The organism is Kitasatospora sp. NPDC127121 (assembly GCF_042677305.1).
Classification (GTDB): domain Bacteria; phylum Actinomycetota; class Actinomycetes; order Streptomycetales; family Streptomycetaceae; genus Kitasatospora.
Genome location: NZ_JBHXTQ010000062.1, coordinates 24999 through 51557, shown reverse-complemented (window position 1 = coordinate 51557; position 26559 = coordinate 24999). Strand labels below are relative to the sequence as shown.

26 protein-coding genes and 1 riboswitch are annotated in these 26559 nt (G+C 73.5%); of the genes, 9 read left to right on the top strand and 17 right to left on the bottom strand.

Going from position 1 to position 26559, the window contains the following annotated elements; all coding sequences use genetic code 11:
- The first annotated feature begins 249 nt into the window (after window positions 1–249).
- Window positions 250–1866: a hypothetical protein gene (locus ACFVHI_RS26700; RefSeq protein ID WP_380343477.1), complete on the top strand. Its 1617-nt coding sequence runs from the start codon at window positions 250–252 to the stop codon at window positions 1864–1866.
- A 275-nt stretch (window positions 1867–2141) separates the two neighbouring features.
- Window positions 2142–2516 (top strand): RNA polymerase-binding protein RbpA, encoded by a 375-nt coding sequence (locus tag ACFVHI_RS26695; RefSeq protein ID WP_030306127.1) that lies wholly within the window; start codon window positions 2142–2144, stop codon window positions 2514–2516.
- 111 nt (window positions 2517–2627) lie between these two features.
- Here ACFVHI_RS26695 and fxsA read toward each other — a convergent pair whose 3' ends face one another.
- The 4 genes from fxsA to ACFVHI_RS26675 all read right to left on the bottom strand — a co-directional run bounded on the left by fxsA (window position 2628) and on the right by ACFVHI_RS26675 (window position 7286).
- Complete coding sequence (gene fxsA / locus ACFVHI_RS26690; RefSeq protein WP_063346461.1) at window positions 2628–3206, bottom strand: FxsA family membrane protein; 579 nt, start codon at window positions 3204–3206, stop codon at window positions 2628–2630.
- Window positions 3207–3261: 55 nt separating this feature from the next.
- Window positions 3262–4902: an apolipoprotein N-acyltransferase gene (lnt, locus tag ACFVHI_RS26685; protein ID WP_380343473.1), complete on the bottom strand. Its 1641-nt coding sequence runs from the start codon at window positions 4900–4902 to the stop codon at window positions 3262–3264.
- Between the two features lie 298 nt (window positions 4903–5200).
- Window positions 5201–6814: an amidohydrolase gene (locus ACFVHI_RS26680; RefSeq protein ID WP_380343470.1), complete on the bottom strand. Its 1614-nt coding sequence runs from the start codon at window positions 6812–6814 to the stop codon at window positions 5201–5203.
- A 31-nt stretch (window positions 6815–6845) separates the two neighbouring features.
- Window positions 6846–7286: an Lrp/AsnC family transcriptional regulator gene (locus ACFVHI_RS26675; RefSeq protein WP_045694655.1), complete on the bottom strand. Its 441-nt coding sequence runs from the start codon at window positions 7284–7286 to the stop codon at window positions 6846–6848.
- A 229-nt stretch (window positions 7287–7515) separates the two neighbouring features.
- On the opposite strand from ACFVHI_RS26675, the gene ACFVHI_RS26670 reads away from it, so the two are divergent.
- Window positions 7516–7986, top strand: coding sequence for a hypothetical protein (locus ACFVHI_RS26670; protein WP_380343467.1), 471 nt, complete (start codon window positions 7516–7518; stop codon window positions 7984–7986).
- 98 nt (window positions 7987–8084) lie between these two features.
- On the opposite strand, the gene ACFVHI_RS26665 is transcribed toward ACFVHI_RS26670, so the two are convergent.
- Window positions 8085–9248, bottom strand: a complete 1164-nt coding sequence (locus ACFVHI_RS26665; protein ID WP_380343464.1) for an acyl-CoA dehydrogenase family protein — start codon at window positions 9246–9248, stop codon at window positions 8085–8087.
- A 209-nt stretch (window positions 9249–9457) separates the two neighbouring features.
- Between ACFVHI_RS26665 and ACFVHI_RS26660 the strand changes: the two genes are divergently transcribed.
- Window positions 9458–10090: a uridine kinase gene (locus ACFVHI_RS26660; RefSeq protein WP_380343461.1), complete on the top strand. Its 633-nt coding sequence runs from the start codon at window positions 9458–9460 to the stop codon at window positions 10088–10090.
- 407 nt (window positions 10091–10497) lie between these two features.
- A complete protein-coding gene (locus tag ACFVHI_RS26655) occupies window positions 10498–12474 on the top strand; it encodes an AAA family ATPase (protein WP_380343484.1) in 1977 nt (658 codons plus the stop codon).
- Between the two features lie 26 nt (window positions 12475–12500).
- On the opposite strand, the gene ACFVHI_RS26650 is transcribed toward ACFVHI_RS26655, so the two are convergent.
- The 11 genes from ACFVHI_RS26650 to ACFVHI_RS26600 all read right to left on the bottom strand — a co-directional run bounded on the left by ACFVHI_RS26650 (window position 12501) and on the right by ACFVHI_RS26600 (window position 22158).
- Window positions 12501–13487 carry an NAD-dependent epimerase/dehydratase family protein gene (locus ACFVHI_RS26650; RefSeq protein ID WP_380343458.1) on the bottom strand — a complete coding sequence of 329 codons (987 nt, stop codon included), beginning with the start codon at window positions 13485–13487 and terminating at the stop codon, window positions 12501–12503.
- Window positions 13488–13585: 98 nt separating this feature from the next.
- Window positions 13586–14632 carry a hemolysin family protein gene (locus ACFVHI_RS26645; RefSeq protein WP_063346468.1) on the bottom strand — a complete coding sequence of 349 codons (1047 nt, stop codon included), beginning with the start codon at window positions 14630–14632 and terminating at the stop codon, window positions 13586–13588.
- The gene (locus ACFVHI_RS26640; RefSeq protein WP_380343456.1) at window positions 14629–15972 is read right to left on the bottom strand and encodes a hemolysin family protein; all 1344 of its coding nucleotides are present in this window, start codon (window positions 15970–15972) and stop codon (window positions 14629–14631) included. Before ACFVHI_RS26640 ends, ACFVHI_RS26645 begins: the two co-directional genes overlap by 4 nt.
- Before the next feature lie 304 nt (window positions 15973–16276).
- The gene (locus ACFVHI_RS26635; protein ID WP_063346470.1) at window positions 16277–16717 is read right to left on the bottom strand and encodes a PH domain-containing protein; all 441 of its coding nucleotides are present in this window, start codon (window positions 16715–16717) and stop codon (window positions 16277–16279) included.
- A gap of 194 nt (window positions 16718–16911) precedes the next feature.
- The gene (gene hisG / locus ACFVHI_RS26630; RefSeq protein WP_363369700.1) at window positions 16912–17760 is read right to left on the bottom strand and encodes an ATP phosphoribosyltransferase; all 849 of its coding nucleotides are present in this window, start codon (window positions 17758–17760) and stop codon (window positions 16912–16914) included.
- Between the two features lie 45 nt (window positions 17761–17805).
- Window positions 17806–18078: a phosphoribosyl-ATP diphosphatase gene (locus tag ACFVHI_RS26625; protein WP_063346472.1), complete on the bottom strand. Its 273-nt coding sequence runs from the start codon at window positions 18076–18078 to the stop codon at window positions 17806–17808.
- 100 nt (window positions 18079–18178) lie between these two features.
- Complete coding sequence (ribH, locus tag ACFVHI_RS26620; RefSeq protein ID WP_063346473.1) at window positions 18179–18652, bottom strand: 6,7-dimethyl-8-ribityllumazine synthase; 474 nt, start codon at window positions 18650–18652, stop codon at window positions 18179–18181.
- 77 nt (window positions 18653–18729) lie between these two features.
- On the bottom strand, window positions 18730–20007 hold the full coding sequence (locus tag ACFVHI_RS26615; protein ID WP_063346474.1) for a bifunctional 3,4-dihydroxy-2-butanone-4-phosphate synthase/GTP cyclohydrolase II: 1278 nt from the start codon (window positions 20005–20007) through the stop codon (window positions 18730–18732).
- A complete protein-coding gene (locus tag ACFVHI_RS26610) occupies window positions 20004–20591 on the bottom strand; it encodes a nicotinamide mononucleotide transporter family protein (RefSeq protein ID WP_079136192.1) in 588 nt (195 codons plus the stop codon). The genes ACFVHI_RS26615 and ACFVHI_RS26610 overlap by 4 nt, the downstream gene beginning before the upstream one ends.
- 56 nt (window positions 20592–20647) lie before the next feature.
- Entirely contained in the window at window positions 20648–21310 is a 663-nt protein-coding gene (locus ACFVHI_RS26605; RefSeq protein ID WP_063346476.1) for a riboflavin synthase, read from the bottom strand.
- A 208-nt stretch (window positions 21311–21518) separates the two neighbouring features.
- Window positions 21519–21646, bottom strand: a riboswitch (FMN riboswitch).
- Between the two features lie 197 nt (window positions 21647–21843).
- The gene (locus ACFVHI_RS26600) at window positions 21844–22158 is read right to left on the bottom strand and encodes an antibiotic biosynthesis monooxygenase (protein WP_159398348.1); all 315 of its coding nucleotides are present in this window, start codon (window positions 22156–22158) and stop codon (window positions 21844–21846) included.
- A 141-nt stretch (window positions 22159–22299) separates the two neighbouring features.
- On the opposite strand from ACFVHI_RS26600, the gene ACFVHI_RS26595 reads away from it, so the two are divergent.
- Window positions 22300–22995, top strand: coding sequence for an MSMEG_1061 family FMN-dependent PPOX-type flavoprotein (locus tag ACFVHI_RS26595; RefSeq protein ID WP_380343448.1), 696 nt, complete (start codon window positions 22300–22302; stop codon window positions 22993–22995).
- Window positions 22996–23052: 57 nt separating this feature from the next.
- Here ACFVHI_RS26595 and ACFVHI_RS26590 read toward each other — a convergent pair whose 3' ends face one another.
- Window positions 23053–23241, bottom strand: a complete 189-nt coding sequence (locus ACFVHI_RS26590; RefSeq protein WP_063346479.1) for a DUF1508 domain-containing protein — start codon at window positions 23239–23241, stop codon at window positions 23053–23055.
- A gap of 167 nt (window positions 23242–23408) precedes the next feature.
- On the opposite strand from ACFVHI_RS26590, the gene ACFVHI_RS26585 reads away from it, so the two are divergent.
- The 3 genes from ACFVHI_RS26585 (at window position 23409) to ACFVHI_RS26575 (ending at window position 26486) form a co-directional block, all read left to right on the top strand.
- Window positions 23409–23822: an HIT family protein gene (locus tag ACFVHI_RS26585; RefSeq protein ID WP_363369713.1), complete on the top strand. Its 414-nt coding sequence runs from the start codon at window positions 23409–23411 to the stop codon at window positions 23820–23822.
- Window positions 23823–24139: 317 nt separating this feature from the next.
- A complete protein-coding gene (locus tag ACFVHI_RS26580) occupies window positions 24140–25207 on the top strand; it encodes a glycoside hydrolase family 19 protein (RefSeq protein WP_063346481.1) in 1068 nt (355 codons plus the stop codon).
- Between the two features lie 202 nt (window positions 25208–25409).
- The gene (locus ACFVHI_RS26575) at window positions 25410–26486 is read left to right on the top strand and encodes a serine hydrolase domain-containing protein (RefSeq protein ID WP_380343444.1); all 1077 of its coding nucleotides are present in this window, start codon (window positions 25410–25412) and stop codon (window positions 26484–26486) included.
- The last annotated feature ends 73 nt before the right edge of the window (window positions 26487–26559 follow it).

Here is a 26559-nt window from a genome sequence, read left to right as displayed (position 1 = left end):
CCAAGTACGGCCCAGTACGAGGACGCTTCGCCGGCACGCCCAGCCGGGCGCCCACCGCCGCGCGCTGATCCGACGCGAATTGTCAGACACGCCCTGGGCCCTGTCCGGCCGGACAGGGCCCGGGCCCCACGTTCCAGGCGCTGCCACTCCCCCGCACGGGCCCGGGCGCGGATCCCACCGCCCCGGGTCCCGTCGTACCGGCTCCGCCCCCGCCACCCGACCCGTCCCACTCGCCCGGGGAGTCAAGGAATGCCGCTCCAACGCCATCTCAGCAAGGGCCGCGAGATCGCCCGAACCGCCGGGGACCACGCCTCCGACATGTTCGCCCCGCTCTCCGTGATCGGCCGCGGACTGCGCCACCACGCGGGCTGGGCCAAGGACCGCTGGAACGCCACCCCGAAGGAGCGCCGCGGCCCGACGCTGTTCATCTCCGCCGCGATGCTGGTCGGCGTCTACCTGCTGCCGCACGGCCTGCTGTTCGCCCTGATCGCCCTGATGGCCAGCTCCGCCTGGACCGGCCGGGCCCCCAAGCCGGCACCCGCCCCGCCCGCCCCGGACGTCGCCGACATCAAGCTCGGTGCGCTCTACGCGGCGCTCACGCCGTACCTGTGCGGCCCCGAGGACGCCAACCCGCTGTACCACTACGAGGGCCACTACAAGCGCGCCTTCGGCTCCTGGGAGTTCGACGACGAGGGCCGGCTCTCCCGGCTGGAACTCGGCTACCCGGCGTACTTCACCGACACCGAGCCGAGCGCGCGGGCCCGGATCGAGCAGGTCGTCCAGGGCAAGGCCGGCCGGGCCCGGGAGTACCGCTTCGACTGGGACGAGGAGTCCAACCGGCTGCGGATCGCCGCGCTCACCCCGCTGCCCGCCGACATCGTCGCCCAGCGCTTCGTGGCCGCCCCCGGCGAGATCGTGCTCGGCTTCACCGACGAGGACGGCACCGCCCGGACCATCCCGGTCTTCCAGGGCGGCGCGATCGCCCAGCAGCCGCCGGTCGTCTGGCGCACCGGCCCGCGCTCGGCCGAGCCGCACCTGCTGGCACTCGGCGTCACCGGCTACGGCACCTCCAGCCTGATCCGCTCGATCGCGCTCCAGGCGCTCCCGTACGGGGACCTGGTGGTGGTCGACGGCGCGGGCACCGGGGAGCACGCCTGCCTGGTCAACCGGCCCGGCGTGCACACCGTGGAGACCAGCCTGCACGGCGCGCTGGCCGCGCTGGAGTGGGCCTCCCAGGAGACCGAGCGCCGGCTCGCCGCGCTGAACGCCGCCCGGCACGCCGGCACCGCGCCGCCCGAGGACGCCACCCGTCCGCTCTGGCTGCTCCTGGACCACCCGACCGAGCTGAGCGAGCTCGCCCACGCCGAGGGCCGCCCGGACCCGCAGGACCTGCTGGAGCTGCCGCTGCGGCACGGCCGCGCCGCCCGCGTCACCGTGGTGATCGCCGACGACATCGAGGCCAGGGGCCGGATCACCGCGACCGTGCGCTCCACCACCCGGGCCCGGGTGCTGCTCGGCCCCGCCGGCCCCGAGGAGGGCCACGCCGTGCTCGGCGCGCCGCTGGACATCGTGCCCGCCGCGCACGCCCCCGCCGGCCGCGGCTACGCCCGGATCGGCAACAGCACCCCCGTCCGGCTCCAGGTGCCCGCCACCGTCGACCCGCTGGACGAGGAGGCCCCGACCCAGCTGCGGGACGCGGTGATCGCCCTGCTGCCGCACCGCGACACCCGCACCGAGGCCGCCGCCGACCTGCCGCCCCGGCCGGAGCGCCCGCCGGCGGCCCTGCCGGCCGATCCGACCCCCCGGGCCCACCCGGTCGACCTCGCCAAGGGCGAGCCGATGATCCGTTCCCGCCCGATCTCCTGACCACGGCGGACGGGGGCGGCGGCGCTCGTCGAATCCCGTCCCGGTAGGCTCGTCCAGGAAAGGCCGACCGATCACCAGATGTGAAATAGGTGACACCTAGGGTGATATCCACGGCCAGATGTGACAAATCGGGCGCCGATGGGTACAAACAGGGGCGGCACCACAGACGACGCATGTCCCGGGACGGGAATCTTCGTCGGAAGCCGAGCGTTGACCGAACGACGAAGAACAGCGACCACTAGTCCTGTGGGCTATAAGCCCGGGAGGCACGATTCATGAGCGAGCGAGCTCTCCGCGGCACGCGACTCGGGGCCACTAGCTACGAGACCGACCGCGGTATCGATCTGGCTCCCCGCCAGACCGTCGAGTATGCATGTCAGAACGGACACCGATTCGAGGTTCCTTTCTCGGTCGAGGCGGAGATCCCCCAGGCCTGGGAATGCCGCTTCTGTGGCCAGGAGGCGGTACTTCTCGACGGCGACGAGCCGGAAGAGAAGAAGGTCAAGCCGACGCGTACCCATTGGGACATGCTGATGGAGCGCCGGACCCGTGAGGAACTGGAGGAGGTACTGGCCGAGCGACTGGCCGTGCTCCGCTCCGGCGGAATGAACCTCGCGGTGCACCCGCGGGACACCCGCAAGAGCGCCTGACCTCGCTCCCGCCACGGCGGGAGGACGCGAAAAGGGACCCTGGTCACCAGGGTCCCTTTCGCGTTCCCGCCTCGCGTTCCCCGGGACGGGAACGCGGGACGGGAGGGGCGGTCAGCCCGAGATCGGCGGGCGGTACGTGGTGTCCGGGCCCTGCGGACCGCGCGGGCCGTCGCCGGGCTCCACCACCTCGCCCTGGATCACCTTGCCGTCCGGGCGGTGGATGCGCAGCTGCTCCTGCAGCCGCATCGCGTCCGCGAACGGGTCCGCCCCGGCGGCGACGGTGCTGCGCAGCGCCTTGTCGGCCACCCGGCGGCCACCGGCCCGCCAGAGCGCCCGGGTGGGCGGGAACAGCAGGGTGAGCGCCACCAGGTCCGACAGGAAGCCCGGGACGATCAGCAGCAGGCCCGCCAGCACCGTCAGACTGGTGCCGGTCTGGGGCTGCTCGGACTTCGGGTCCTTGCTCTGCTCGATCGCCGCGGACAGCGCCTTCAGCCCGGCCCGCTTGATCAGCGAACCGCCGATCAGCGCGCCCGCGATGAGCAGCAGCACGACGACGAATCCACCCAGCCACGAGCCCACTTGGACCAGCAGCCAGATCTCCAGCACCAGCCAGGCGGTGATCAGCAGCGGCAGCACCCGGCGGAGCTTGCCGCGCGGGGCCGGACGGGCGGGGGTAGCTTGCTGGGTCACGGTACGAATCCACTCCAAGCAGTGCTCTGCGCGCCGCACGGGAGGTCCGGGCCGGCTACGGCACCACCTGGTCCAACGATTCCCCGGCGGCCGGTGTTCCGGCGCCGGCCTTCCGTCGGCGGCCGACCAGCACGCCCGCGCCGCAGGCCAGCAGGCCTGCGAGGGCCAGCGTCCACTCCGGCGCGGCGCCGACCCGGTCGGCGACCGTGGTGCCGTCGCGCAGCGGGACGACCGCCGACAGCTCGGCCGCGGTCAGCTCCTCGGTGCGCTGCTGGACCGTGCCGTCCGGGGCGATCACCGCGCTGATGCCGCTGGTGGCGGCGATCAGCACGGCCCGGCCGTGCTCGACCGCACGCAGCCGGCTCATCGCGAGCTGCTGCTCGGGCTGGCCCGTCTTGGCATAGGTCGCGTTGTTGGTCTGGACCACCAGGACGCGGGCGCCGCTGTCCACGGTGTCGCGGACGATCTCGTCGTAGGCGACCTCGAAGCAGATCACGTCGCCGATCCGGGCCGGGCCGAGCTGCATGACGCCGTTGTGGTCGCCGGGGTAGAAGTCCCGGGCGACCCGCTGGAGGCGGGTGATCACCTTCATCAGCTGGGCGCGGAACGGCACGTACTCGCCGAACGGGACGGGGTGCTGCTTGGTGTAGGAGGCGCCGGGGCCGGTCTTCGGGTCCCAGACGATGCCCTCGTTCTGGACGTGCTGCGCGTCCGGGCCGTCCACCAGGGTGCCGACCAAGGTGGGCACGCCGACCGTCTTCACGGCCTGGTCGATGCGCTGGTAGGCGAGCGGGTCGCTGAACGGGTCCAGGTCGGAGGAGTTCTCCGGCCAGATCACGATGTCGGGGCGCTCGACCTTGCCGGCGGCGATGTCCGCGGCCAGCCGCTCGGTCGCCACCGCGTGGTTGTTGAGGACCATCATCGGGCGGCCCAGGAAGTCCATGCCCGGGTTGGGCACGTTGCCCTGGACGATGGCGACCTTGACGGTGTCGGCCGGCGCGGTCGGCACCGGCACCAGGTACCCGGCCAGCAGCGCGGCCACCGCGCCCAGCCCCGCCAGCGCGGCGGCCCGGGGCGTCTTACGCGGCCCGCGCAGGCGCAGCGCGGCGCCGGCGAGCAGGGCGCCCGAGAGGGCGACCGCGAAGGTCACCAGCGGTGCGCCGCCGAGCGCGGCCAGCGGCGTGAACGGGGTCGCGGTGTTGGCGAAGGCCAGCCGCCCCCACGGGAAGCCGCCGAACGGCAGCCGGTCGCGCGCCCACTCCTGGGTGATCCACAGGCAGGCCGCCCAGAGCGGCCAGGCCGGCAGCCGGGAGGTGAGGGCCAGGCCGCCGCCGAGGACGGCCAGGAACAGCGCCTCCACGACCGACAGGCCGACCGTCGCGTCCCAGCCGACCACCCGCAGCCAGCTGAGCAGCAGCAGGAAGAACGGCAGGCCGAAGGCGAAGCCCGTCCAGGCCGCCTGGCGGACGGTGCGGCCACGGGTGAGCAGGGACAGCGCGGCGACGCCGAGCAGCGACAGCGGCCACAGGTCGAAGGGCGGGAAGGCGAGTGCGAGCAGCAGACCCGCCAGGGCCGCGAGGCCGGTGCGGGGAAGGCCCGCCCGGACCTTGGCGACGGCGCGGGCGGCCCGGCCGGGCCTGGGCGCCGACTCCGCCGGTTCGGGTGCGGCCCCGGGCCGCTCCTGGGTGACGGGCATGGCCACCGGCGCACCATCTTCCTGGATCTTGCTGTTCGGACGCTGTCCGAAGAAGGTACCCCGGACGGTCAGGGAAGCGTGAGGTCAGGGTGGTAGCAGGGTCAGCGGCTCACGGCCCCGGTGGGCTTGCCGCACATGCCCCGTCGGAGGCGCTGTGCTGCTCGCCCAGGGGTTCCGGGTGGAAGTCCGGGGCGAGCAGCTCGCGGGGGTCGGTGAAGCCGACGGGGCGGTCGTCCTGGGGTCGACCCACGGCCGCCGGGCCGCCGCTTCAGCTGGGTTGATGCGGGCCTGCTCGGCTCTACTCGGCGGCCAGGTGGACGGTGCGGCCGCGGACGACGGTGCGCAGGCAGGCCGGCAGCGGGTGGCCGGGGGTGAGGTCGGGCAGGCCCGGGGTGCCGGAGCGCGGGTCGGTGGACCAGCCCGCCACCCGGGAGTCGGGGGCCTGGACGACCAGTTCGTCGGCGGCCCAGATCGCGTAGCTGGCGACGGCGCCGGGCACGAGCACGCCGTCCTGGTCGCGGCCGATCGCGCGCCAGCCGCCGCGGGTGTGCGCGGTGAAGGCCGCGCGGACGGAGATCCGGTGGTCCAGGGTCTGGTGGAAGGCGGCCGCGCGGACGGTGCCCCAGGGGTCGAGCGGGGTGACCGGGGCGTCCGAGCCGAAGGCCAGCGGCACGCCGGCCCGCAGCAGGGCGGCGAAGGGGTTGAGCCTGGCGGCCCGCTCGGCGCCGAGGCGCTGGACGTACATGCCGTCCGGGCCGCCCCAGGCGGCGTCGAAGGCAGGCTGGACGGAGGCGGTGAGGCCGAGCTCGGCGAAGGCGGCGACGGACTTGTCGTCCAGCGCCTCGGCGTGCTCGACGCGGTGGCGCAGCGCCCGGACCCGCCCGGCGCCGACCCGCTCCCCGGCCGCCCGGACGCCGTCCAGGACGGCGGCCACGGCCGCGTCTCCGATGGCGTGGAAGCCGGCCTGGAGCCCGGCCTCGGTGCAGGCGGCGACGTGGTCGGCGACCTGCTCGGCGGTCAGGTAGGCGGTGCCGGTGTGCTCGGCGTCGGCGTAGGGGGTGTGCAGGCAGGCGGTGTGCGAGCCCAGCGCGCCGTCCGCGAAGAGGTCGCCGCCGGCGCCCACCGCGCCGAGTCGGCGGGCCGTCTCGGCGCCGCCCAACTCGCCCCAGTAGCCGAAGACTTCGGGGCCTTCACCCTCGGCGGCGAGGGCCAGCAGGGCGGCCAGGTCGGCCTCGGAGGAGATCTCCGGGCCGGCGCACTCGTGCAGCGCGCCGATGCCGAGTTCGGCGGCGCGGGCGAGGGTGGCGCGCTGGGCGCGGCCGCGCTGCTCTGGGGTGAGGTGGGCGAGCGCGGTCCGCCGGACGGCGTGGTGGGCGTCCTTGGTGAGCGGGCCGTCGGCGGTGTGGCCGGGGCGCTCGGCCAGGCCGGGGGCGAGGCTGCGCAGCGCGGTGGTGGCGAGCGCGGAGTGCACGTCGGTGCGGGAGAGGTAGAGCGCGGCGCCGCGGGCGGCGGCGTCGAGTTCGGCGAGCGTGGGCGGGCGGCCCTCGGGCCAGCCGGTCTCGTCCCAGCCGTGGCCGATGAGCACCCCGCCGGGCTCGGGGCTGGCGTCGACGAAGGCGGTGACGGCGGCGAGGGCGGCGGCCAGCGAGGGGCTGCCGGTGAGGTCGAGGCCGGTGAGCGCCAGGCCGGTGGCGGTGGCGTGCACGTGGGCGTCGACGAAGGCGGGGGTGACCAGGGCGCCGTCCAGCTCGACGATCTCGTCGGCTGCGGCGGCGTACGCCTCGGCGGCGCCGTCGCTGCCGACCCAGGCGATGTGCTCGCCCTCGACGAGCATCGCGGTGGCGAAGGGGTCGGCGGGGCTGTAGACGGCGCCGCCGCGCAGCAGGACGGTCCGTGGGGTGCGTTCGGTCATGCCGCTAAGTCTGCACCTGCGGGGTTCGTCCTCAGAGCTTCGGGGGTCGCGCTTCGTAGGGGGTGGAGAGGACGACGGTGGTGCGGGTGGAGACGCCGGCGGCGCTGCGGATGCGGGCGAGCAGGTCCTCCAGGTCGCCGGGGGCGCCGACGCGCACCTTGAGGATGTAGTTCTCGTCGCCGGCGACGCTGTGGCAGGCCTCGATCTCGGGCAGGCCGGCCAGCCGTTCGGGGGTGTCGTCCGGGGCGCTGGGGTCGAAGGGCTTGACCGAGATGAACGCGGTCAGCGCCAGGTCGACGGCGTCGGGGTCGATGATCGCGGTGTAGCCGCGGATCACCCCGCGCTGTTCGAGGCGGCGCACCCGCTGGTGCACCGCCGAGGTGGACAGGCCGGTGGCCTTGCCCAGGTCCGTGTAGCTCATCCGGCCGTCCTCTAGGAGCAGCTGGACGATGCGTTGGTCGAGATCCTCCACAGTGCGCAAACCTACCCGGTCGGGGGCACGGGGGGCGCACGCGGTGTCACATCGGGTGCCCGCAGGTGTCACGCGGGCAAATGCCAGGCGAATGTGGCAGTGGATGTGGCCAAGGACACACCCGGTGCATCACGGTGCACCGGACCGCAGGGTTATGAGCCCGAATCGGAGGGAAGTGCTGGTTGTGGCCCCGGGCGACCACGCCGGGCCCGATCCGAGGGGGATCCTCATGCCGACTGACCAGCGTGCCCTGGGCGCCGACGACACCGACGATACGACCGGCCGCGACGACCTCGCGGTCGATCACGGCCACGTCCCGGGCATCGACCCGGGCGAGGCCGAGACCTGGGACATCTTCCGGGTGCACTGCCCCGAGTGCCGCCGCCCGATCGCCCTGGTGGCCGACGAGGAGCGGCTGCCGCAGCACGCGCTGCTGCCGACCGCCTGGAACCCCTTCGCCCCCGCGCTGTGCCCGGGTTCGGGCACGCCGACCGACGACCTCGCCGAGGTGGAGACCCCGGAGGACGACCAGCCCGCCGGACTCGACGCGCTGTTCAGGCTCCCCACCGAACTCGACTGGCGCACACAGCCGTTCTCGCACGCGGTGGCGCACCGGCCGACGCGGACCGCCGTCGTCGCCCCGGCCGTCCCCGTCATCTCGGCCATCCCCGAGCAGCGCCGCCGCCTGGTCCGGCGCTGACCCGCCAGCCCGCGCAGGCGGGCTGACGCAGAGACGAAGACGCCTCCGGCCGTCACTCCGCACCCTGGAGTGACGGCCGGAGGCCGTTTGTGGGGGGATCAGCCCTTGGTGAGGTGGCGACCGATCACCAGGCGCTGGATCTGGTTGGTGCCCTCGACGATCTGCAGCACCTTCGCCTCGCGCATGTAGCGCTCGGCCGGGAAGTCCTGCGTGTAGCCGTAGCCGCCGAGCACCTGGACCGCGTCGGTGGTCACCCGCATCACGGCGTCGGTGCAGAACAGCTTGGCCATCGCCGCCTCCTTGGAGAACGGCAGGCCCGCGTCCCGCAGCCGGGCGGCGGACAGGTAGAGCGCCCGCCCGGCCTCGATCTGGGTGGCCATGTCGGCGAGCATGAAGGATAGACCCTGGAACTCGGCGATCGGGCGGCCGAACTGGCGGCGGGTGCGCGCGTAGTCGACCGCGAGGTCGAGCGCGGCCTGGGCGACGCCGACCGCGCAGGCCGCGATGCCGAGGCGGCCGGAGTCCAGTGCGGCGAGCGCGATCTGGAAGCCCTGGCCCTCCTCGCCGATCAGCCGGTCACGGGCGACCCGGGCGCCGTCGAAGTGCAGCTGCGCGGTCGGCGAGGAGCGCATGCCCATCTTGTGCTCCGGCGGGGCGGCCGACAGGCCCTGTACGTCGCCCGGGACGAGCAGGCAGCTGATGCCCTTGGAACCCTCGTCGCCGGTGCGCACCAGGGCGCTGTAGAAGTCCGCCCGGCCGCCGTGGGTGATCCACGCCTTGGTGCCGTTGACCACGTACGCGTCGCCGTCGAGGTCGGCGCGGGTGCGCAGCGCGGCCGCGTCCGAGCCGGACTGCGGTTCGGAGAGGCAGTAGGCGCCGAGCTGCTCGCCGGAGAGCATTCCGGGCAGCCACCGGCCGCGCTGCTCCTCGGTGCCGAAGCCGGCCAGCGCGTGGCAGGAGAGGGTGTGCACGCTCACCCCGAGGCCGACGGCCAGCCAGCCGGCCGCCAGCTCCTCCAGCACCTGCAGGTACACCTCGTAGGGCTGCCCGCCGCCGCCGTACTTCTCGTCGTAGGGGAGGGAGAGCAGGCCGGCCTCGCCGAGGGTGCGGAAGACCTCTCGCGGGAAGCGGCCGGCGGCCTCGTCCTCGGCCGCGCGGGGCTGCAGCTCGCGCTGGACCAGGTCCCGGGTGAGGCTCAGCAGCTCGTGGGCCTCCTCGCTGGGCAGCTGGCGCTCCACGGCTTTCACTGGGGACGGGGTCATGGCGGCGGTCGCCTCCTCGATCGGGCACCGGAGCGTGGTGTGGCTGGTCCGGCGCGGGTGTGGCAGGTCGGCCCGACCGGCACCGGATTACGGTGAACGGCCGTTCACAGGCATGGCGATGCGAGTATGCCGGAAACCCGCGCCGCCGTCACGATCACCCAGGAGTAACTGGACGGACTGGTGGGCTACGGCACCGTAGGGTTGCCGTTGTGGCTGCTTCCCGACCCCTCGCCCCCGCCCTTTCGCCCGTTCCCGGCGACGCGGTGGCCTCGCTCGCGGCGGAGCTGCGCGCGCTGCCGCCCTCCTGTGGGCCGGTGCGGCTGGTCGCGGTGGACGGGCACGCGGGCTCGGGCAAGACGACCTTCGCCGGGCGGCTGGCGGCGGCGCTCGGCGGGGCGCCGGTGGTCCACCTCGACGACCTGGCCACCCACGCCGAGCCCTTCGGCTGGACCGGGCGGCTGCGCGAACAGGTGCTGGAGCCGCTGGCGGCCGGCCGGGACGGTGCGTACCGGGTGTACGACTGGACGCTGCGCCGCTTCGCGGGCACCACCGCGGTGCCGGTCGCCCCGGTGGTGCTGGTGGAGGGTGTCGGCGCCGGGCGGCGGGCGGTACGGCCGTGGCTGGCCCGGGTGATCTGGCTGGAGTTGGACGCCGCCTCGGCCCGGCGGCGCGGCGAGCAGCGGGACGGGCCGGATCTGGCCGAGTTCTGGGCCGGCTGGGCGCGGGCCGAATCGGCGCATTTCGCCGCGGATCCGAGCCGTCCGTTCGCCGGGACGCGGGTCGACGGGGTGACCGGACGAATCACACCGGGCACCGTGGGTGAACCTTCAACAAGCCCTTGACCTGCACTGTCACCAGGATTTAGGTTCTCCTCAGCCGCCGGAACGGGATGTTCCGGCCGCCTCGGACCCGGCGTCCCCGGCTTGTTCCCCCGTGAGCCGGGGGCGCCGTCCGGTCCTTTCCGAATCGCGCTCCCCCGCCGCCGGTCCAGGCCCCCACCCGCTCAACGACCGCTCACACGATCGCATTTGACTCCGTGGGCGCCCTTCCGGATCAGCGCCACGCCGGTACGATTCCTCGCAGGCGCAGATGCGCCCGGGGGCTTTCGACCACCGGCCCGGCTGCACGCAGGCGACCTGCCACCGAGCCCCGGGCCAAGCCGCGGGGGGCGTGAGTGACAACGGTGGACAGTTCGGACAGCAACGCGGGCGGCCCGGACCGGCTCGCCGAACGCGCGTGGCTGCGTGCCATGGACGCGTACACGGCGGGCGCGTACGCCCGTGCCGAGGAGGAGTTCCGCGCGGCCGTCCGGCTGGACCCGGGCATGGCCGACGCCTGGCTCGGCCTGCACGCGCTGCGCAGCGACACCTCGGCGGCGCTGCTGGCCATGTACCGCAACCAGAAGCGGTTCGGCGAGCAGCGGCGGCGCCACCGCCGCCCGCTCAGTTCCTGGTACTGGCTGGGCTGGTGGGTGCAGCCCGTCCTGGAGGACGCCCGCGACCTGGCGCTGGCGCACGCCTCGCACTGGCTGGACGGCCGCCACCTGGCCGAGCTGGACCGGGCGCTGGAACAGTGCCCGGCGCCCAGCGAGGACCCGTCCGCCCAGTTCCTGTACGCCTGCCGGTCCTATCTGCTCAAGGACTGGGAGCAGCTGATCCGGGACACCGACCGGCTGCTGGACGACCCGCTGCTCGGCATCGAGGCCGGGCTGTTCGCCGGCATGGCGCGGGTCCGACTGGACATGTGCGCCCAGGCGCAGGCGCCGCTGGCCGCCTCGCTGGCCCGCTGCCGCTCCGAGCAGCCCCAGCGCAAGGAACTGCGGTACTGGCTGGCCCGGGCGTACGAGGGGGCCGGGCGCAGTGCGGCCGCGCTGCCGCTCTACCGGGCGGTGCACCGGGCCGATCCGGTGTTCATGGACACCGCCGCGCGGCTGGCCGCGATCGCGGCGGAGGACGGGCTGGCGGACGACCTGCCGGACGCCCTGCTGGACGGCGGCCTGCCGGCGGGCGGGCGGGCGGCCGGGTACGAGGACACCGAGCCGGATGAGACGGACGAGGCGGACGGGACGGACTTCCAGGACGGGGCCGGGTACGCCACGGCGGGGGGCTTCGGCGACGCGGCCCCCGGGTTCACCGAGAGCGCCGGGTTCACCGAGGGCGCCGGGTACACCGGCGGGGTCGGATTCGTCGAGGGGGTCGGGTTCCTCACGGGGCCCGGCCCGGGCGACGGCTCCACGGCCGGCCCGGCCCCGCAGGCGGCCGGCGAGCGGTCGGGTTCGCCGGGCGGCTCCGCCGCCCCGCTGCCGGCGCCGGTCCGCGCCGAGGCCCAGCCCCGCACCGCGCCGCTGCCCGCCGCCCAACCGGTCGACGACGAGCGCGAGTTGGACGCGGCGCTGGCGGAACTCTCGCTGATGGTGGGCCTGGAACCGGTCAAGCGCCAGGTGCGGGCGCTGTCGGCGCAGCTGCGGATGTCCAGACTCCGGGCCGCGCAGGGCCTGCCGGTCCAGCCCCCCAAGCGCCACTTCGTCTTCTCCGGCCCCTCCGGCACCGGCAAGACCACCGTCGCCCGGATCCTCGGCCGGGTCTTCCACGCCCTCGGACTACTCTCCGGCGACCACCTCGTGGAGGCCCAACGGGCCGACCTGGTCGGCGAGTTCCTCGGCCAGACCGCGGTCAAGGCGAACGAGCTGATCGACTCGGCACTGGACGGCGTGCTGTTCATCGACGAGGCGTACAGCCTCTCCAACTCCGGCTACACCAAGGGCGACGCCTACGGCGACGAGGCCCTCCAGGTGCTGCTGAAACGCGCCGAGGACAACCGCGACCGCCTGGTGGTGATCCTGGCCGGCTACCCCGAGGGCATGAACCGGCTGCTCGCCACCAACCCCGGCCTCAACTCCCGCTTCACCACCCGGGTCGACTTCCCCAGCTACCGCCCGAACGAGCTGACCGCGATCGGCGCCGCGCTGGCCGGCCGGGACGGCGACGGCTGGGACGAGGACGCGGCCGAGGAACTGGCCAGCATCTGCACCCACGTGGTCCGCGAGGGCTGGATCGACGAACTCGGGAACGGCCGGTTCATCCGCACCCTGTACGAGAAGTCCTGCGCCTACCGGGACCTGCGGCTCTCGCTGCTGCGCGAGCCGCCGGGCCGCGAGGACCTGGCGACGCTGCGCCTGCCCGACCTCGTCCAGGCCTACGGGGAGCTGATCGACGGCCGCGGCTGAGACCAGCTCCCCGGGATCGCGCCGGGTCAGCCCCGGAGCAGCTCGGCCTCGCGCTCGGGGTCGAGGCCGACCTTCGGCCGGTCGGCGCGCTGCGGGGCGACGCCGCCGATCGACCGCAGCCAGGCCCAGGTGTCCTCGACCGTCTCGCCCACCGGCCGGCAGCGCAGCCCGGCGGCGACCGCCCGGTCCACGGACGCGCCGTGCAGGAAGTCGTTCAGCTCGCCGGGCGCCAGCCAGATCGGCAGCTCCGTCCAGGGCTCGACGCCGGCCGCCAGGATGCGCTCGGGGTCGGTCCAGCGCAGGTCCGCGTCCGAGCCGGTGACCCGCACGCAGGCCTCCAGCAGCTCGCCCATCGTGGTGTGGCCCGCCGGGCTGACCACGTTGCACGCGCCGCCGAACCGGGCCGCCGCCGCGTCCAGCAGCCAGCCCGCGAGGTCGCGGACGTCGATGTACTGCAGCGGCAGGTCGTACGGACCGGGGGCGAGCACCGGGCCGCCCCGGGCGATCCGGTTCAGCCACCAGGGCAGCCGGCCGATGTTCTCGTGCGGGCCGAGGATCAGCCCGGCCCGGGCGAGCAGGGCGCGCCCGCCGAACTCCGCCTCCAGGGCCAGTTCGGCCCCGCGCTTGGCCTCGGCGTAGGGCACCTCGCCCTCGGCGTCCGGGGACGACCCGACCACCTTCGCCGACTCGTCCGCCCCGCGCGCCAGCGGGTAGTCGTACACCGACCGGCTGGAGACGTACCCGTAGTGGCCGACCCGGCCGGCCAGCAGCCGGGCGCTGTCGCGCACCGCCGTCGGGGCTCCGGACCAGGTGTCCACCACCGCGTCCCACTCCCCCGCGGCCAGCGCCGCCAGCCCGCCCTCGGCGGTGCGGTCGCCCAGCAGTGCGGTCACGCCCGCGGGCGCGGGCTGCGTACCGCGGTTGAGGGCCGTCACCTCCCATCCCCTGGCCAGCGCCTCCTCGGCGACGACCCGTCCGACGAAATTCGTTCCACCCAGCAGGAGAAGCCTCATGCCGACCACCCTGCGCCCAGGGTGGTCGGCATGGGAACGGCTGCACGCTGAGAGCAGAATCGCCCGCAGCGGACACGCCGTCAGCGAAAGGGGGAACCTCAGGCGGCGGAGCGGTGGTCCGGGTCGTGCATCTCGCCGACCAGTTCCTCCAGCACGTCCTCCAGCATGACCACACCGAGCGTGCGGCCGTCCTGGTCCAGCACGGCGGCCAGGTGGCAGGTCGCCCGGCGCATCGCGCCGAGCGCGTCGTCCAGCGGGAGGCTGCCGCGCAGCACCGTGATCGGACGCCACAGCCGGGCCGGGACGGGCGCGGACGGGTCCTCCACGTCGAGGATGTCCTTGAGGTGCAGGTAGCCCAGGTAGCCGTGGCCGGCCGGGTCGCCGTCGGTGACCGGGAAGCGCGAGAAGCCGGTGCGCAGGGCGAGCTCCTCGACCTCCGCGGCGGTCACCTTGGTGTCCACGGTGACGAGCTGCTCGGGCTTGAGCAGCACCTCGGTGACCGGGCGGTGGCCCAGCTCCAGGGCGTCCTCCAGACGCTCCTGGCGGCCCTCGTCGAGCAGGCCGGCGTCCCGGGAGTCGACCAGCAGGTACATCAGCTGCTCGGTGGTGAACACCGACTCGACCTCGTCCTTGGACTCGACCCGGAACAGCCGCAGCACACCGTTGGCGATGGCGTTCAGCAGGCTGATCACCGGGGCCAGCCAGCGGGCCAGCCGGTCCAGCGGCGGGCCGAGCCAGAGCGCGGCCTTCTCCGGGCCCGCCATGGCCATGTTCTTGGGCACCATCTCGCCGATCACCATGTGCAGGAAGACCACGACGGCCAGCGAGATGCCGTACGAGAGCGGGTGCATCAGACCGGACGGGACGCCGATCGCGTGGAACGGGCCCTCCAGCAGACTGGCGATGGTCGGCTCGGCCAGGGCGCCGAGGCCCAGCGAGCAGACGGTGATGCCGAGCTGGGCGGCGGCCAGCATCGCGGACACGTTGGACAGCGCGTGCAGCACGGTGCGGGCACGCTTGTGGCCGGCCTCGGCGAGCGGCTCGATCTGGCTGCGGCGCACCGAGACGACGGCGAACTCGGCGCCGACGAAGAAGGCGTTCCCGAGCAGGAGCAGGACGGCGACGGCCAGTTGGAGCGCGGTCATCGGGCATTCTCCTGGTCGTCTCCGAAGGAGGCCGGCGCGCTGGTGCGCTCGACCCGGACCTGGCTGGTGCGGTGCCGGTCGACACCCGTCACGGTGAAGCGCCAGCCCGGCAGCTCCGCCTGCTCGCCGACCTCGGGCAGCTTGCCGAGCAGGTCGGCGACCAGGCCGGCCAGCGTCTCGTACGGGCCGTCCGGGGCGATCAGGCCGATCGCCTCCAGCTGGTCGATCCGGGCGCGGCCCTCGGCCTCCCAGGCCGGCAGGCCGTTCACCGGGGGCAGCGGGAGCAGCTCGGGGCGGTCGGCGGGGTCGTGCTCGTCCTGCACCTCGCCGACGATCTCCTCGACGATGTCCTCGACGGTGACGACGCCGGCGGTGCCGCCGTACTCGTCGACCACGATGGCCATCGGCTGGAGGCGGCGCAGCTGGTCGAGCAGCCGCTCGGCGGGCAGGGTCTCGGGCACCAGCAGCGGCGGCGAGGTGAGCTCGCCCACCCGGACCAGGCCGCGCCGGGCGGCCGGGACGGCGAGGGCGTCCTTGAGGGTCACGATGCCGGTGACCTCGTCCAGGCTGTGGGTGTAGACCGGGAAGCGGGACAGGCCGGTGGCCCGGGTCAGGTTGATCACGTCGGAGGCGGTGGCGTCGCTCTGGAGGGAGGCGACGTCGATCCGCGGGGTCATCACGGACTCGGCGGTCAGCTCGCCCAGGCCCAGGGTGCGGACGAACAGGGTCGCCGACTCCTCGTCTATCGCGCCGGCCTTGGCCGAGTGGCGGGCCAGCGAGACCAGTTCGGCCGGGGTCCGGGCGTGGTCCAGCTCCTCCTGCGGCTCGACGCCGAAGGCGCGGACCGTCCGGTCGGCCGCCCCGTTGAGGAAGCTGATCAGCGGGCGGCAGGCGAAGGAGAAGGCCATGTGCGGGGCGGCGACCGCGCGGGCCACCTGGAGCGGGCGGGAGATCGCCCAGTTCTTCGGGACCAGCTCGCCGATCACCATCTGCACCACGGTGGCGAGCACCATGCCGACGACCACGGCGACGCCGCGGGCGGCCGACTCGGGCACGCCGATCCCGGTCATGACGGGGCTGAGCAGGGTGGACAGCGCAGGCTCGGCGAGCATGCCGACCACCAGCGAGGTGACGGTGATGCCGAGCTGGGCGCCGGAGAGTTCGAACGAGAGGTGCCGCAGGGCCCGGGAGACGCGGACGGACTTGGCGTCGCCGGCCCCGGCGGAGCGTTCGACCGCCCCGCGCTCGACGGTCACGAAGGCGAACTCGGCGGCCACGAACAGGCCGTTGGCGAGGATCAGCAGGAGGGCTGCGAGCAACAGCAGCCAGGCGGTGATCACAGTGCCGCCTGCCTTCCGCTGACAGGAAGGTGGGCGGCGCAGGTACTACCGGACGGATCGTCCATCGAGGGGGGAAGTCACTCCTCAAGTCGTCTTTCGGGCAGGACGGAAGTTTTGCCCTGCTTTTACCAGCGTAGACCATAGCCGGACGATGGTAGGAAGAGTGTTCGGACCCGCCGGGCCGAGGATTCGCAGGCCCGACGGGGCCCGGCGGGGTGTCGGGAGGGGTGTCGGGAGGGGTGTCGGCGGGCGGGCGGTGCCGGTGCGAACGGGCGGGCGCCGACCGGCGGCGGCGGTGCGGGGCTCAGGCCCTGGCGTGGTGCTCGACCAGGTCGCGCAGGGCACGGGCCTGCGCGATCGCCTGGTCCTTGCCGACACCGGACTGGATGCCGACCGCGGCGAGCGAGGTGCCGTCGGCCAGGTCGAGGGTGGCCCACGGGTCACCCTGGCGGAAGTTGACCCGGACGATCTCGGCCCAGGTGAGCCGGCGGCTGCGGACGAAGTTGACCACCGTCACGCCCTGCGCGTCGGCGCTCACCCGGGGGCGGGCCAGCATCAGGCCCACGCACGCGAACAGCACGCCGCTGCCCGCCATCATGATCCGGTCGTTGAGCTGCCAGTTCTCCGGGAGCACCACGGCCATCACGGCGAACAGCACCACCAGCAGCGCGCAGACCGGCAGCAGCACGGCGCGGGTGCGGCGCGGCGCCCAGGTGACGGGGAACTCGACGGGCGGCGTGGACACGTGGGGTCTCCGGTGGGGTGGTTCGGGGGAACGGTCGTTCCCGGGAACGACGGTTCCGGGCAACGGACGGATCCGGACGAAGGGCTGTTCCGGACGACGGTTCCAGACGAAGGGCGGGGACGCCGGTCAGCGTCCCCGCCCCATTCAACCGTTCCTTACCCGCACCACGGCGGGCGAGGTCGCCGCCGCGCCGGTCAGAGGCGGCAGGCGTGGATGTTGGTGACCAGGATGGCCCGGGCGCCGATGGCCCACAGGTCGTCCATGATCTGCTGGGCCTCCTTGCGGAGCACCATCGAGCGCACCGCCACCCAGCCCTCGGTGTGCAGCGGGGAGACGGTCGGCGACTCCAGGCCGGGGGTGAGCGCCACGGCGGCGCCGACCTTCTCGGCGCGGATGTCGTAGTCCATCAGCACGTAGCGGCGGGCCACCAGCACGCCCTGGAGGCGGCGCAGGAACTGGTCCACCCGGGTGTCCTCGCCCGCGCCCTTGGGGCGGATCACCACGGCGTCCGAGATCAGGATCGGCTCGCCGAACACCTCCAGGCCGGCGTTGCGCAGGCTGGTGCCGGTCTCCACCACGTCGGCGATCACGTCGGCGACGCCCAGCTGCACCGCGGTCTCCACCGCGCCGTCCAGCTTGGTGACGGTCGCCTTCACGCCGTGGTCGGCGAGGTGCTGCTCGACCAGGCCGGTGTAGGAGGTCGCGATCCGCAGGCCCTCCAGGCCCTTGACGTCCTCGACGGCGACGCCTTCGGGGCGGGCGAAGCGGAAGGTCGACGCGGCGAAGCCGAGCGCGAGCACCTCCTCGGCGTTGGAGTGCGAGTCCAGCAGCAGGTCACGGCCGGTGATGCCGACGTCCAGGCGGCCGGAGCCGACGTAGACGGCGATGTCGCGCGGGCGCAGGAAGAAGAACTCGACCTCGTTGTTCGGGTCGACGAGGACGAGCTCCTTGGGGTCCTTCCGCTGGCGGTAGCCGGCCTCATGGAGCATCTCCGCCGCGGGACCCGAGAGCGAACCCTTGTTGGGGACGGCGATGCGCAGCATGGGAGGTTGGTTCCTTACCTGTGGGGAGGGGCGTGCGGTTCGGGTTTAGAGGTACTTGTAGACGTCGTCGAGCGTCAGCCCGCGGGCGATCATCATCACCTGAACGTGGTACAGGAGCTGTGAGATCTCCTCAGCGGTCTGCTCGTCCGTCTGGAACTCGGCGGCCATCCAGACTTCGGCGGCCTCCTCGACGACCTTCTTGCCGATCGCATGGACGCCCTGCTGGGCGAGCTGCGCGGTACGGGAGGACGAGGGGTCGCCGGTGGCGGCCTTCTGCTGGAGCTCGGCGAAGAGCTCCTCGAATGTCTTCGAAGCCATGATGGGACTCACCTTACGGCGTGCGGGCTGACCGGCGGTAAACGGTCCCGGACCGTGGACAGTCCGTTGGACGTCCACGGTCCGGGTCGGGGCGGTGCGCTCAGAGCGCGGCGCGCAGCACCGCGGCGGTCGCGACGGCGGCGGTGACGGCCTCGTGGCCCTTGTCCTCCGCGGAGCCGGGCAGGCCCGCGCGGTCGAGCGCCTGCTCCTCGTTGTCGCAGGTCAGCACGCCGAAGCCGACCGGGACGCCGGTGTCGACGCTCACCTGGGTGAGGCCGGCGGTGGCCGCCTGGCAGACGTAGTCGAAGTGCGGGGTGCCGCCGCGGATCACCACGCCGAGGGCGACGACCGCGTCGTAGCCGTGGTCGGCGAGGCGCTTGGCGGCGACCGGCAGCTCGAAGGTACCGGGGACGCGCAGCACCGTCGGCTCGGTGACGCCCAGCTCCTTGAGCGCCCGGTGGGCGCCGTCCAGCAGGCCGTTCATCACAACGTCGTGCCACTGGGCGGCGACGACGGCGACCTTGAGGTCGGCGGCGCCGTCGATGGTCAGCTCGGGGGCTCCGTGGCCGCTCATGTTCGTTCTTCCTGTCCGTCGTCATGGGGTGCGTGGTGCGTGGTGCGTGGGCGCGGTGCGTGGGGCACGGGGCGGGTTCAGGAGTCGAGGCCGGGCAGGTCGTGGCCCATCCGGTCGCGCTTGGTGCGCAGGTAGCGCAGGTTGTGCTCACCCGGCGCGATCTCGACCGCTTCGCGCCCCTTGACCTTGAGGCCGTGCTCGGTGAGCGCGGTGAGCTTCTCCGGGTTGTTGGTGAGCAGGATGAGCGAGCGGACCCCGAGGTCCACCAGCATCTGCGCCGCGATGCTGTAGTCGCGGGCGTCGGCCGGCAGGCCGAGGTCGAGGTTGGCGTCGACGGTGTCGCGCCCCTGCTCCTGGAGTTCGTAGGCGCGCAGCTTGTGGGCCAGGCCGATCCCCCGGCCCTCGTGGCCGCGCAGGTAGAGCACCACGCCGCGGCCGGACTCGGCGACCTTGTGCAGCGAGGCCTCCAGCTGGGGGCCGCAGTCGCAGCGCAGCGAGCCGAAGACGTCGCCGGTCAGGCACTCGGAGTGGACCCGGACCACGACGTCCTCGCCCTCGGGCAGCCGGCCGTCGGCGCCGAGGCCTCCGGCCACCAGCGCGATGTGCTCGACGCCGTCGATGGTGCCCTTGTAACCGACGGCGGTGAACTCGCCGTGTGCGGTGGGCAGGGCGGTCACGGCGGCCCGGTCGACGTGCAGCTCGGTGCGGCGGCGGTAGGCGATCAGGTCCTCGATGGAGATGATCGCGAGGCCGTGCTCGCGGGCGAAGGCGACCAGCTCGGGCAGCCGGGCCATGGTGCCGTCGTCGTTGACCACCTCGGCGATCGCACCGGCCGGCGGCAGCCCGGCGAGCCGGGCCAGGTCGACGGCGGCCTCGGTGTGGCCGGGGCGCACCAGCACGCCGCCCTCGACCGCGCGCAGCGGGAACACGTGCCCGGGGCGGGTGAGGTCGCCGGGCTCGGTGCCGGGCGAGGACAGCAGCCGGACGGTGCGGGCGCGGTCGGCGGCGGAGATTCCGGTGTCGACCCCCTCCCGGGCGTCCACCGAGACGGTGTACGCGGTGCCCTTGCGGTCCTCGTTGACCTGGGTCATCGGCGGCAGCTTGAGCCGGTCCAGCTCCTCGCCGGTCAGCGGGGCGCAGATCACGCCGGAGCTGTAGCGGATGGTGAAGGCCATCAGCTCCGGGGTGGCGGCGGAGGCGGCGAAGACGATGTCGCCCTCGTTCTCGCGGTCCTCGTCGTCGACCACGATCACGGCGCGGCCGAGGGCGATGTCGGCGATCGCGCGCTCGACCGGGTCGAGGACGAGTTCGGGTGCCACCTCGCGGTCGCGGTCGGCGGTGTGGTTCTCGGTCATACCGTGGCTCCCTGCGGGACGTTGGCGGAGTTGACGCGCGGCTCACGGCTGCTCAGCCACCACGAGCGCAGGCCGAGCAGCACCAGGACGAAGTAGATCGAGTAGGTGAGGCCGGAGAAGGGGTAGCCGTTGTTGAAGGCGAGCGGGACGCCGACCACGTCGACGGCGATCCAGGCGAACCAGAACTCCAGCCAGCCACGGGCCTGGGCGACCATCGCGGCCAGCGTGCCGACGAAGATGTAGGCGTCCGACCAGGGGCTCCAGGACAGGCTGGGGTGGGCCGTGAACAGCCAGGCCAGCGCGACGGTGCCGGCCGCGGTGCCGACCACCAGGGCGGCCCGCTCGGGCCAGGTGGCGAACCGGACGGCGATCGTGCCGGTGTCCCGGCGGCCCCGCCGCCACTGGGCCCAGCCCCAGGCGGCGGCGACGAGCACGATCAGCTGCTTGCCGATCAGGCCGGGGACGTGGCCCCCGAGGTAGGCGGCGATCAGCACGGCGCCGGACAGGAGTTGGAGCGGCCAGCTCCACACCGAGCGGCGCCAGCCGAAGGCCAGCCCGGCCAGGCCGAGCAGGTTGCCGAACATGTCGGCCCACTTCACGTGCTCGCCGAAGACGGTGAACGCTTCTCCGCTGAGCCAGTTCACTTGGACTCTCCGGCGATCGTCGGGGGAAGGGTGCGGGAGTCGAGCAGTCGCTCGACGTACTTGGCGAGCACGTCCACTTCGAGGTTGACGCTCTCGCCGACGGCCTTGGCGCCGAGCGAGGTCAGCGCGAGGGTCGTGGGGATGAGGCTGACGGTGAAGCTGTCCCGGGCGGCTTCCACCACGGTGAGGCTGACGCCGTCGACCGTGATCGAGCCCTTCTCCACCAGGTAGCGGGAGATGGTGCCGGGCAGCGAGAAGCGCAGCACCTCCCAGCGCAGGTCGCCGGCCGCGTCGCGCTCGCCGGGCTCGCGGCCCAACAGCGTGCCGGTGGCGTCGACATGGCCCTGGACGAGGTGGCCGCCGAGCCGGTCGCCGAGCGCCATGGCGCGCTCCAGGTTGACCCGGGAGCCGGGCTTCAACTCGCCGAGGCTGGAGCGGTGCAGCGTCTCGGCCATCACGTCGGCGCTGAACTCGCCCGTATCGGCCGCCAGTTGGTCCGGGCTGTCGACGACGGTCAGGCAGACGCCGTTGACCGCGATGGAGTCGCCGTGCCGCGCACCCGTACAGACCACCGGGCCGCGCAGGCGGATTCGCGAGGAGTCGCCGATCTCCTCGATCGACACGACCTCGCCGAGCTCTTCGATGATGCCGGTGAACACCCGGGTTCTCCTCGCGCTTGGGGGCGCGGACTCCGGGGCGACATGGGAGATGACACGGACGGGCAACGGCGCGCGAGCCGACGGCACGACCCGTCGCCGGGATGCCGAGGCCGCCGGGAGATCGCTCGCCCGGCCCGGGAGACACCTCTCCCGCCGTTCACCTGGCCGCGGTCCACCGGGGGACCACGGATACTGCTCTTCGTCCGCCCGCGCACGCCTCCCATCCGGACTTTAACCGTCGGTCCAGGAATTTCACCTGGTCAACCGGCCGCTGGCTGCGGACGGGTCGCGGACTGTAACCGCCGGTTCGGATTTTCACCGACCCCGGAGTGCGCTGAACGTCACTGCTGTTGGGGTCATTCTGCCACGACGCGCGCAAGGCCAGGGAGAGCCTTCCGCTGTGGCCTGTTTCACGCGGATGCGGGGAATGTGCGGCCGGGTGGTAGGTGACGCCCACAACGTGGCGGTCACCTACGGAGGGTGGCAGGCACGTACGGAGGGTAGTGGGTGCGGCCGGAGCGCGGCGGGTGCGGTCAGAGCGTGGCGGGTGCGGCGATCGACGTGAAGTGGGTGACCACCGGCGGGTGCGCGAGGTAGCACAGCTCGCCCTCCGACCAGACCGGCCGGATCCGCCACATCGGCCCCGCGTACCCGCGCAGAGCCGCCTCGTCGCGCCAGCGGCTCACCACGAGCACCCGGTGTCCGTCCTCAGTCACCGAGCGCAGCAGTTCGCCGCCCAGGCAACCGTCGGTCCGCCCGAGCTGCGGGATCACCTGGGTTGTCAGCAGCACACAGAATTCCTCGATGCGACCGGCCAGGACCTGCCCGGCCCAGATCCTCACGATCACGACCACCACCTCCGAGCGGAGCGCCTGGCCCCATTATCAGCGTAAAACCGCTGGTGGGGAGGGGTGGCGGGGAAGCTTTACCGAGGGGTGCACCGCCCGGCGGCCGGGCGCTCCGGGAAGGGGCTCGGCTAGATTTCCGGTATGACCAGCACACCGGAATCTGTCATTGCGTCAACCACCGCTCCGGACATGCCGGGCAGCCTGTTCGCCGCCCTCAGCACAGGGGCGCTGACCGACCAGGCGCAGCTGCGCGAGATCTACGAGCAGCCCGGCGAGCACGCGCGCCGCAAGCAGGTCGACCACCTGCACGAGGTCGCGCGGCGGCTGATCGCCTGCTCCTCGCTGGTGTTCGTGGCGAGCTCGGACGCCGCCGGGCGCTGCGACGTCTCCCCGCGCGGCGGGCCGGCCGGGGTGGTCTCCGTCCTCGACGAGCACACCCTGGCCATCCCGGACGCCACCGGCAACAAGCGGCTGGACACCCTGCACAACATCCTGGAGAACGGCCGGGTCGGGCTGCTCTTCGTCGTCCCGGGCCGGGACACCACGCTGCGGGTCAACGGGCGGGCCTGCATCTCCACCGACCCGGAGCTGCTGCGACAGCTGACCGCCGTCGGCAAGCCCCCGCGCAGCGCGATCGTGGTGGCCGTCGAGGAGGTGTACGCGCACTGCCCGAAGGCCTTCCTGCGCGGCTCGGCGTGGAAGCCGGAGAACTGGCCGGCCAAGGACGCGCAGCCGACCTCGGCCGAGATCACCCTCTCGCACCTGCGGGACGAGTCGCTGACCGTCGAGATGATCGAGCAGACCGAGCGGGAGGCGCTGCTCTACCGCTACGAGTGACGAACGGTGCGGGCGGGCGCGGCGCGCCCGGTGCTCGGCGCCCGGTGCTCGGCGTGCTCAGGCGGCCTTGGGTACGTCCACCACCGGCGCGTCGCTGGCCGCCCGCTGGACGGCCTCGACGCCCTTGTGGGCGGCCTCCTTGCTGGAGTAGCCCTGGCCGGTGGCGACGATCTCGCCGTTGCCCGCCTTGAGCCGGAACCGGTACTTGCCGCCGGCGTCCTCGTAGACCTCGAACTTGCCCGCCATCGGGCCACCTCCTCGTACGGCGCGCGGCGCGCCTCTGGTCGACCCCCTCCAGCACCGTGCGCCCCCCGACCGGGCGGCCGCACCTGCTCGGCCGCCGGACGGGTGACGCCCCGCAACCGCGCGATCGCGGAGGTGCCGGGGCGGCCGCCGGTGGTTTGAATGGACGGATGGACTGCGTCTTCTGTGCGGTGGTGGCGGGCGAGGAGCCCGCGCACCGGGTGCTGGACGACGAGGCGGCGGTGGCCTTCCTGGACCGGCGGCCGCTGTTCCCCGGCCACGTGCTGGTCGTCCCGCGCGCCCACCGCCGCACCCTGGCGGACCTGCCGGCCGCCGAGGTGGGGCCGTTCTTTCTCCAGGTGCAGCGGGTGGCCGCCGCGGTGGAGCGCGGATTGGGCGCGGCGGGCAGCTTCGTGGCGGCGAACAACCGGATCAGCCAGTCGGTGCCGCACCTGCACGTCCACGTGGTGCCGCGCAATCCGAAGGACGGGCTGCGCGGCTTCTTCTGGCCGCGGGGGAAGTACCCGGACGAGGCGGGGGCGGCGGAGGTCGCGGCCCGGCTGCGGGCGGCGCTCGGGGGCTGAAGGGGCGGCTCGGGGGCTGAGGGGACGGCTCGGGGACTGAGGGGACGCTTGGGGGCCGAGTGGGGCGCTCGGAGGCCGAGAGGGCTCGTGGGGGCTCCGGGGGGCGTGCGCACCGCATTTGTGAGCCGGTTTCACCCACTCTCTTGACAGGTATAGAACACTCCGCTTGAGTCGCCTTCACGGCCCCGCACCGGCCCACACCCCGGTCGGCCGCCTCCCCTGGCGCACCCCCGCACGAGGCCCGGCTCCCCTGCCCCGCTCAAGTCCCTGTCACGACGACGTGCGGCCCCCACCGCACAAGGGGTGATGACGTGTCAATGAAACGCCTGCTCGCGCTGCTCTCCGCCGTGGTCACGGCGCTGGCGGTCGCGGTGCTCCTCCCCGCCTCCGCCAGCGCCGCCGCCTGCGGCACACCGTGGAGCGCGGCCACCGCCTACACCGGCGGCGCGGCCGTCTCGTACAACGGGCACAACTGGAACGCCAAGTGGTGGACCCAGAACGAGCCCCCGAGCACCGGCGGCACCGGGGTCTGGGCCGACCAGGGCTCCTGCGGCGGGTCCACCGACCCGACGCCGACCCCGACGTCCGGCACCTGCAACTACCCCGCCTGGGTCGCCGGCCGCGCCTACGTCGCCGGCGACATCGTCCGGTACACCAACGGCGGCTACTACCGCGCCACCCACGACAACCCGGGCTACGACCCGGTCATCAGCACCTGGTACTGGGAGCCGTACGGCTGCGGCTCGACCCAGCCGCCCAACCCGGGCGGATTCCCGGTCAGCCAGGCCCAGTTCGACCAGATGTTCCCGGGCCGGAACTCCTTCTACACCTACCAGGGCCTGCTCGACGCGCTCGGCGCCTACCCCGGCTTCGCGGCCACCGGCAGCGACACCGTGCGCCGGCAGGAGGCCGCCGCGTTCCTCGCCAACGTCAGCCACGAGACCGGCGGACTGGTGTACGTGGTCGAGCAGAACACCGCCAACTACCCGCACTACTGCGACACCTCGCAGCCGTACGGGTGCCCGGCCGGGCAGGCCGCCTACTACGGGCGCGGGCCGATCCAGCTGAGCTGGAACTTCAACTACAAGGCCGCCGGCGACGCGCTCGGCATCGACCTGCTGAACAATCCGAACCTGGTGCAGACCGACCCGGCGGTGGCCTGGAAGACCGGCCTCTGGTACTGGAACACCCAGAACGGGCCGGGCACCATGACCGCGCACAACGCCATGGTCAACGGGTACGGCTTCGGTGAGACGATCCGCAGCATCAACGGCTCGCTGGAGTGCAACGGCAACAACACCGCCCAGATGCAGCACCGGATCAGCCTGTACCAGAGCTTCGTCCAGATCCTCGGCACCGTCCCCGGGGGCAACCTGAGCTGCTGACGGCTCGCCCCCGCCCCACCACGCGCCCCGCTACGCCCGGACCGGTCATCACACCGTGGTGCCCGTACGCTGCCGAGCGTAGCGGGGCGTACTCATGTGGGGGACGCATGTAGGGGCGTACTCCTGCGGGAGCAGCGGAGGGCGGTTGAAATCGTCGTTCCGGCGGACGACTTCGCAGGTCGCGGACCCCTACGCTCAAGGCATGAACGAACTCGCCAGCCTCGTGCAACAGACCGCCGACCGGCTCGCAGGCCAGCACGTCGGTGCGGTGGTCGCCGGGCTGGCCGGCGGCGCCGTGGAGATCCGCGGCGCCGGGCGGACCGGTCCGGGCGGCGCCGCGCCCGGGCCGCACACCCTGTTCGAAGTCGGTTCCGTCACCAAGGTGTTCACCTCGCTCGTCCTCGCGCGGCTGGTGCTCGCCGACTCCGGCGGGGCCGCCACCGGGCTCGACGAACCGCTCGCCGACGTGCTCGCCGACGTACGGCCCGGCGGTGTCGCCGTCCCGACCAGGGGCGGGCAGCCGATCACCCTGCGGCACCTCGCCACCCACACCTCCGGGCTCCCCCGGCTGCCCCGGGGCCTGCTGGCGACGGCACTGTTCAATCCCAACAAGCCCGATCCGTACGCCCATTGCAGCACCGAGTACGTCCTCGCCGGGCTGGCCCGGACGAGACTGCGGGCCAGACCCGGGCGTGGCTTCCGCTACTCCAACCTCGGCGCCGGGCTGCTCGGCCTGGCCCTCGCCCACCGGGCCGGCACCGGCTACGAGGAGCTGGTGGCGCGTGAGATATGCGAGCCGCTGGGACTGGTGGACACCCACGTGCGCTCGGGCCGGGAGCAGTCCGGGCGGCTGGCGCACGGGCACACCTCCGGCGGGCGGCCCGTGCCGTACTGGGACTTCGCGGACGTCCCCGGTATGGGCGGGCTCCGGTCGACCGCCTCCGACCTGGCGATACTCCTGCGGGCCCAGCTGGCCGCCGACCGCGAGCCGGACGCGCCGCTGGCGCCCGCGATCACCCTCACCCGGGCGGCCCGGCACCGGGTCAACCCGTTCGCCTGGATGCACCTGGGGTGGCTCGGCCACCGCCTGCACACCCAGCAGGGCGGCCACCTGCAGATCTGGCACAACGGCGGCACGGGCGGGTTCCGCTCCTTCGTGGCCTTCGATCCGGAGAAGCAGGTGGGGGTGGCGGTGCTGGTCAACACCCGTCGCTCCGCCGATCCGGCCGGGACGGCCCTGCTGCGCACGCTGCAGAACGAGTACGCGACGGCGAGCTGAGGCCGGGGCGAGGCGGTGAGCGGGCCCGGCGGCGGACCGGGTGCGGCCGTCGGCGGAGCGAGGTGGAGGATGG

Coding starts and splice junctions, on each gene's coding strand:
- hisG (WP_363369700.1), bottom strand. CDS start 17,760: ATGCTGCGCATCGCCGTCCCCAACAAGGGTTCGCTCTCGGGTCCCGCG.
- ACFVHI_RS26590 (WP_063346479.1), bottom strand. CDS start 23,241: ATGGCGGGCAAGTTCGAGGTCTACGAGGACGCCGGCGGCAAGTACCGG.
- ribH (WP_063346473.1), bottom strand. CDS start 18,652: ATGAGCGGCCACGGAGCCCCCGAGCTGACCATCGACGGCGCCGCCGAC.
- lnt (WP_380343473.1), bottom strand. CDS start 4,902: ATGCCCGTCACCCAGGAGCGGCCCGGGGCCGCACCCGAACCGGCGGAG.
- ACFVHI_RS26580 (WP_063346481.1), top strand. CDS start 24,140: ATGAAACGCCTGCTCGCGCTGCTCTCCGCCGTGGTCACGGCGCTGGCG.
- ACFVHI_RS26585 (WP_363369713.1), top strand. CDS start 23,409: ATGGACTGCGTCTTCTGTGCGGTGGTGGCGGGCGAGGAGCCCGCGCAC.
- ACFVHI_RS26695 (WP_030306127.1), top strand. CDS start 2,142: ATGAGCGAGCGAGCTCTCCGCGGCACGCGACTCGGGGCCACTAGCTAC.
- ACFVHI_RS26680 (WP_380343470.1), bottom strand. CDS start 6,814: ATGACCGAACGCACCCCACGGACCGTCCTGCTGCGCGGCGGCGCCGTC.
- ACFVHI_RS26645 (WP_063346468.1), bottom strand. CDS start 14,632: ATGACCGCGCTCCAACTGGCCGTCGCCGTCCTGCTCCTGCTCGGGAAC.
- ACFVHI_RS26595 (WP_380343448.1), top strand. CDS start 22,300: ATGACCAGCACACCGGAATCTGTCATTGCGTCAACCACCGCTCCGGAC.
- ACFVHI_RS26615 (WP_063346474.1), bottom strand. CDS start 20,007: ATGACCGAGAACCACACCGCCGACCGCGACCGCGAGGTGGCACCCGAA.
- ACFVHI_RS26610 (WP_079136192.1), bottom strand. CDS start 20,591: ATGTTCGGCAACCTGCTCGGCCTGGCCGGGCTGGCCTTCGGCTGGCGC.
- ACFVHI_RS26655 (WP_380343484.1), top strand. CDS start 10,498: ATGGACGCGTACACGGCGGGCGCGTACGCCCGTGCCGAGGAGGAGTTC.
- ACFVHI_RS26665 (WP_380343464.1), bottom strand. CDS start 9,248: ATGACCCCGTCCCCAGTGAAAGCCGTGGAGCGCCAGCTGCCCAGCGAG.
- ACFVHI_RS26650 (WP_380343458.1), bottom strand. CDS start 13,487: ATGAGGCTTCTCCTGCTGGGTGGAACGAATTTCGTCGGACGGGTCGTC.
- ACFVHI_RS26625 (WP_063346472.1), bottom strand. CDS start 18,078: ATGGCTTCGAAGACATTCGAGGAGCTCTTCGCCGAGCTCCAGCAGAAG.
- ACFVHI_RS26700 (WP_380343477.1), top strand. CDS start 250: ATGCCGCTCCAACGCCATCTCAGCAAGGGCCGCGAGATCGCCCGAACC.
- ACFVHI_RS26670 (WP_380343467.1), top strand. CDS start 7,516: ATGCCGACTGACCAGCGTGCCCTGGGCGCCGACGACACCGACGATACG.
- ACFVHI_RS26575 (WP_380343444.1), top strand. CDS start 25,410: ATGAACGAACTCGCCAGCCTCGTGCAACAGACCGCCGACCGGCTCGCA.